Source organism: Dietzia sp. CW19 (genome assembly GCF_014145265.1).
Taxonomy (GTDB): Bacteria; Actinomycetota; Actinomycetes; order Mycobacteriales; family Mycobacteriaceae; genus Dietzia; species Dietzia natronolimnaea.
This window is the reverse complement of record NZ_JAALEE010000204.1, coordinates 7,622-13,207: the sequence shown is the minus strand read 5'-3', so window position 1 is coordinate 13,207 and position 5,586 is coordinate 7,622. Positions and strand designations below refer to the sequence as shown.

Genomic DNA, 5,586 nt, shown 5'->3' with positions numbered 1-5,586 from the left:
TGGACGTGGTCGCGGACGCCGTCCGAGGCGAGCAGCACCCCCATCGCCACCAGAGCGCACAGCGAGAGCACGCTCCCCAGCACCGAGATGAACGTGACGCTGTCGACCACCATCCGCGCGAGCGAGCTCACGACGAGCAGCGCCACCGCCACCGCGATGACGACGCGGGCCGCACGGTGGGCGCGCCACAGCAGCACCGCGCCCACGATCAGCAGCACCCCCAGCGCCAGCGACGACGCGGCGGTCACCGCCATCGGCCCGTACTCGGTGGTGTCGCCGCCGCCGCTGGCCGTGGCGGTGATCCCCAGCAGCGTGGCGAAGCCGATGGCCACGCCGATGATGCCGAGCCCCACTGCCAGTCCCGTCAGGCCGAGGGCGGCGGGCCGGGGGCTGTGATCGCGGTCGGTCATGCATGTCCTCGGGTTCGGTCGGGGGATCCCTGTGCGGCGAGTTCGAGTGTCCTGGCGAGCATGGGGCCCACCACGTCGGACTCGGTGAGGAACCCGTCGTGACCGGCCGGGCTGTCGATCACCACGAGCGGATCGGCGCCGGGCAACAGCGCGGCGAGCTCCTCCTGTTGGCGCAGCGGATAAAGGCGGTCGGTGGTGACCCCGCCGATCACGCAGGGGACAGGGCAGGAGCGCAGGGCCTGCTCGACCCCGCCGCGGTCCAGGCCCACATCGTGGCGGTTAAGCGCATCGGTGAGCAGGACATAGGTGCAGGCGTCGAAGCGGGAGACGAGCTTGCCGGCCTGGTGGTCAAGGTAGGACTGCACGGCGAATCGCCCCGACATCGACAGGTCCTCGCCCCGCGGGTCCTCACCGGGCTGCGGACGGTTGGCGAACCGCTCGTCCAGCTCCAGCTCACCCCGGTAGGACAGATGCGCGATGCGCCGGGCGATGCCGAGTCCGGCGACGGGGGTGCGGCCGGTGCCGTGGTAGCCGCCCTGCTGCCAGTGAGGATCGGAGGTCACGGCCATGATCTGCGCGGTCTGCACGCCGATCTGGTCGGCGGAGGCGCGTGCCCCGACCGCCAGGACACAGCCCGCCCGGACGCGGTCCGGGTGGCTGACCATCCACTCGAGGGTCCTGGCCCCGCCCATGGAGCCGCCGATCACCGCGGCCCAGCGGTCGATCCCCAGTAGGTCGGCCAGGACCCGCTCGGCCTCGACCATGTCGCGGACGGACACTGCGGGGAAGCGAGCGCCCCAGTAGTGGCCGTCGGGGTGTAGCGAACTGGGTCCGGTCGACCCCCGACACCCGCCGAGCACGTTGACCGACAGCACGCAGTAGCGGTCGGTGTCCAGCGGCAGGCCGGGCCCGACGAGTCCGTTCCACCACCCGGGCGTCGGGTGGAGCGAGTCCACGGAGCCGACCACGTGGGAGTCCCCGGTCAGCGCGTGTTCGACCAGGACGATGTTGGACCGGTCCTCCGAGATCCGGCCCCACCGCTGCACCGCGAGGGTCACCCCCGGGAGGACGACACCCGTGACCAGCGTGAGGTCGCCGATGGCGACACGGCCGAGGGTGCCGTCGCCCGGGGGCAACAGCGCGAGTGGATCGGTGGGGCGGACCATGCGGGCGGACGTCAGGAGAGCGCGGCGAAACCGAGCTCGAGGTCACCGATGATGTCGTCGACGGCCTCGATGCCCACCGACAGACGGACGGTCGCCGTGGTGACCCCGGCGATCGCGTTGGCCTCGGGCGTGCCCTGGGAATGGGTGGTGGTGGCCGGGTGGCACACCAGCGACCGGACGTCGCCGATGTTGACCAGGCACGAGTGCAGCTTGAGCGCGTCGATGAACGTCCAGGCCTGCGCCTTGACGTCCTCCTCGGACGCACCCTGCGGCACCGCGAGGTCGAACGTGACGATCGCGCCCGCACCCTTGGGGGACAGCTTCTTCTGCAGCGCGTTGTACGGCGAGGAGGCCAGGCCGGCGTACTGGACGCCCGCCACGTCCTCGCGCGCCTCGAGCCACTCGGCCACCCGCTGCGCGTTGGACACATGGCGCTCGATGCGCAGGCTCAGGGTGTCGATGCCCTGGACCAGGGTCCACGCGTTGAACGGGGAGGCCGCCGCGCCGGTGTCGCGCAGGAGCGTCACGCGGGCCTTGAGCGCGAGGGCGGGCGCCCCGAGGTCGGCGTAGACCAGACCGTGGTACGCGGGATCCGGGGTGGTGAAGGACGGGAACACGTCCTGCCCGTCCCGCTGCACGCGCCAGTCGAACTTCCCGCCGTCGACCAGGACGCCGCCGAGGGAGGCGCCGTGGCCGCCGAGGTACTTGGTGGCCGAGGAGACGACGACATCCGCCCCCAGCTCCAGCGGGCGGATGAGGTACGGGGTGGCCACCGTGTTGTCGATGACGAGCGGAACCTGGTTGCGGTGCGCGACCTCGGCGATCGCCGGGATGTCGAGGATGTCGTTCAGCGGGTTCGAGATGGACTCGCCGTAGAACAGCTTGGTGTCCGGCCGTACCGCCGCCTGCCAGGAGGCGGGGTCGTCCGGGTTCTCCACGAACGTGGTCTCGATGCCGTACTTGGGCAGCGTGTGCCGGAGCAGGGTGTCGGTACCGCCGTAGAGGCGGGGGGAGGCCACCACGTGGCCACCGGACTGCGCGATCGCCTGGATGACCGCGGTCTCGGCGGCCTGGCCGGACGCGAAGAGCAGCCCGGCGACGCCGCCCTCGAGCGACGCGATGCGATCCTCCGCGGCGGCGACCGTGGGGTTGGTGATCCGGGTGTAGATCGGGCCCATCTCGGCGAGCGCGAACCGGTCCGCGGCCTGCTTGGCGTCCGCGAAGACGTACGAGGTGGTCTGGTAGATCGGCAGATTGCGCGCACCGGTGTCGGAGTCGACGGGCTGGCCGGCGTGGATCTGGCGGGTCTCGAAGGCCCAGTCGGGATTGCTGTTGTCGTACGTCATAGGGGCGGAGCCCCTCCTCTCGTCAGAAGGGTCCGGCCGCTTGACGACAGCGGACCCGCGCTTGCCTGTCACCCGGGTGGGTGGTGGCCAGGTCGTCTCCCGGGGCACCCCACCGCGGTGGAGGGTTGCCGTCCAGCGAGCCGGGGCTTGTCGCTGGAACTCATGACCTGGGGAGAGGTTAGCCTAAGCCGCTCGGCGGCGGCAACGAGGGGTAACGGTGCGGAGCGGTCTCTGGCGGGACCGGACGAATCCGTAAGATGAGGCGTACGTCACAGTGGTGCCGACACGCGGGCCCCGGAGGGGCGAGCGGGGAGAGAGGGTCCGATGTCCAGGATCAAGGTGGAGGGGACGGTCGTCGAGCTCGACGGCGACGAGATGACCCGCATCATCTGGAAGTTCATCAAGGACGAACTCATCCATCCCTACCTGGACGTGGACCTCGAGTACTACGACCTCGGCATCTCCAGCCGTGATGCCACGGACGACCAGATCACCGTGGACGCCGCCAACGCCATCAAGAAGCACGGGGTGGGGGTCAAGTGCGCCACCATCACCCCGGACGAGTCCAGGATGGAGGAGTTCGGTCTCAAGCGGATGTACCGCTCGCCGAACGGCACGATCCGCAACATCCTCGGCGGGACGATCTTCCGCGCACCGATCATCATCTCCACCGTCCCCCGCCTGGTGCCCGGCTGGACCAAGCCGATCATCGTCGGCCGGCACGCCTTTGGCGACCAGTACCGCGCCACCGACTTCAGGGTGCCCGGAGCGGGCACTGTCACCATCACCTACACGCCGGCCGACGGTTCCGAGCCGATCGAGCACGAGATCGTCGAGATGCCGGACGACGGCGGTGTGGTCATGGGGATGTACAACTTCACCGAGTCGATCGCGGATTTTGCACGCGCCTCGTTCAACTACGGCCTGCAGCACGACTACCCGGTGTTCCTGTCCACCAAGAACACGATCCTCAAGGCCTACGACGGCGCGTTCAAGGACATCTTCCAGGACGTCTTCGACCGTGAGTTCAAGGCGGATTTCGACGCCGCCGACCTGACCTACGAGCACCGACTCATCGACGACATGGTCGCCTCCGCGCTCAAGTGGGAGGGCGGGTACGTCTGGGCCTGCAAGAACTATGACGGCGACGTGCAGTCCGACACGGTGGCCCAGGGCTTCGGCTCGCTCGGCCTGATGACCTCGGTCCTGCTCACTCCGGACGGGAAGACCTGCGAGGCCGAGGCCGCGCACGGGACGGTCACCCGCCACTTCCGGCGGCACCAGCAGGGCGAGCCCACCTCCACCAACCCGATCGCGTCGATCTTCGCCTGGACCCGCGGGCTCGAGCACCGGGGCACTCTCGACAACACCCCCGAGGTCATCGAGTTCGCGCACCAACTCGAGGACGTCGTCATCTCGACCGTCGAGGGCGGCCAGATGACCAAGGATCTCGCCCTCCTGGTCGGCGAGGACCAGGACCACCTCACCACCGAGGATTTCCTCGCCGCCCTGGACCAGAACCTCAGGAGGGCTCGCGCCTGAGCGGCTACGGTGTCGGACAGTGGTCCATCTCACATGAGGGCCGCCGTCCGCCGACCCGCGAGCACCCGAGGAGCACCACGTGGACCAGAGTCCCCTGATCGACATAGGCCTGCCCGTCGCGCTGGCGATCATCATGGTCGGCATCGGGCTCAGCCTGACCAAGGAGGACTTCGCGGTCCAGGCCAGGTCGCCGTGGGCCACGATCGTCGGACTGTTCGGCCAGCTGGTCCTGGTGCCGCTGACGGGCGTGGTCGTGGCCCTGGTCTTCGGGCTCCCCGCGATGCTGGCCCTCGGCGTCGTCCTGGTCGCGGCGACCCCCGGCGGGGCGACGTCCAACCTCATCACCTATCTGGCCCGCGGCAACGTCGCGCTGTCGGTCATCCTCACCGCCCTGACCTCCGTGGCCGTGATCCTCACGCTGCCGATGTGGTTCGGTATCGGCGCGCGGGTCATCCCGGGGGCCTCCGACGCCGAGGTGACCGTCCCGCTCGGCCAGACCTTCGGGCTCCTCCTGGGTGTCATCCTCATCCCGGTCCTTCTCGGCATGCTCCTCCGCGCGAGGAGGCCCGCCCTGGCCGCCCGCATCGAGCGCTTCGTGGGCATCGTCGGACTCGTCGTCCTGGTGCTGCTCATCGTGGGCATCGTGCTCGGCGAGAGGGACCGCATCGTCGACCTCGTCGTGGCCGTGGGACCCGCGGTCGTCGTCCTGAACCTGGCTCTGATCGTGGTGGGCGGACTGCTCGCCTGGGTGTGCCGGCTGCGCCGCGCCGAGCAGATCGCGATCGCGGTCGAGTTCGGCATCAAGAACACCACCCTGACCCTGCTCATCGCCTTCACCGTGATCGGCGACGAGGAGGTGGGGCTCGCCGCCGCCGTCTACAGCATCGTCATGTACGTCACCGCGTTCCTGGTGGTCTACGGCGGTCGGCGCCTCATGCGCACCGCCCCCTGATCGGGCCTGGGCAAGGCGGGCCCGCGCGGGCGCGGGCGTAGCCTGCTCCGGTGACCACGAGCCCCGCCACCGTCGCCGCGCCCACCCCCCGCCGCGTGGCGGTCGCGATCCTCGCGCTCGCACTGGGTGGGTTCGGCATCGGCGTCACCGAGTTCGCGGCGATGGGGCTG

The 5,586-nt window shown here is 70.0% G+C and carries 5 protein-coding genes and 1 riboswitch; of the genes, 2 read left to right on the top strand and 3 right to left on the bottom strand.

The genetic code is table 11. The features are described 5' to 3' along the window. The 3 genes from G6021_RS06935 to G6021_RS06925 all read right to left on the bottom strand — a co-directional run. Positions 1 to 410, bottom strand: a 410-nt coding sequence (locus tag G6021_RS06935) for a hypothetical protein (protein WP_182640925.1), incomplete at its 3' end; no start/stop codon positions are given. Then, positions 407 to 1,576 (bottom strand): homoserine O-acetyltransferase, encoded by a 1,170-nt coding sequence (locus tag G6021_RS06930; protein WP_182640924.1) that lies wholly within the window; start codon positions 1,574 to 1,576, stop codon positions 407 to 409. The genes G6021_RS06935 and G6021_RS06930, both read right to left, overlap by 4 nt. An 11-nt stretch (positions 1,577 to 1,587) precedes the next feature. After that, on the bottom strand, positions 1,588 to 2,922 hold the full coding sequence (locus tag G6021_RS06925; protein ID WP_179524718.1) for a PLP-dependent transferase: 1,335 nt from the start codon (positions 2,920 to 2,922) through the stop codon (positions 1,588 to 1,590). A 52-nt stretch (positions 2,923 to 2,974) separates the two neighbouring features. Then, positions 2,975 to 3,090: riboswitch (SAM riboswitch) on the bottom strand. Positions 3,091 to 3,246: 156 nt separating this feature from the next. Here G6021_RS06925 and G6021_RS06920 point away from each other — a divergent pair. Both G6021_RS06920 and G6021_RS06915 read left to right on the top strand, forming a co-directional pair. Then, positions 3,247 to 4,464 carry an NADP-dependent isocitrate dehydrogenase gene (locus G6021_RS06920; RefSeq protein WP_182639155.1) on the top strand — a complete coding sequence of 406 codons (1,218 nt, stop codon included), beginning with the start codon at positions 3,247 to 3,249 and terminating at the stop codon, positions 4,462 to 4,464. A 79-nt stretch (positions 4,465 to 4,543) separates the two neighbouring features. After that, positions 4,544 to 5,416, top strand: a complete 873-nt coding sequence (locus G6021_RS06915; RefSeq protein ID WP_182639157.1) for a bile acid:sodium symporter — start codon at positions 4,544 to 4,546, stop codon at positions 5,414 to 5,416. The last annotated feature ends 170 nt before the right edge of the window (positions 5,417 to 5,586 follow it).

Bases quoted from the DNA above. Each gene is read 5' to 3' on its own strand.
- G6021_RS06930 (WP_182640924.1), bottom strand. From the start codon at position 1,576: ATGGTCCGCCCCACCGATCCACTCGCGCTGTTGCCCCCGGGCGACGGC.
- G6021_RS06925 (WP_179524718.1), bottom strand. From the start codon at position 2,922: ATGACGTACGACAACAGCAATCCCGACTGGGCCTTCGAGACCCGCCAG.
- G6021_RS06920 (WP_182639155.1), top strand. From the start codon at position 3,247: ATGTCCAGGATCAAGGTGGAGGGGACGGTCGTCGAGCTCGACGGCGAC.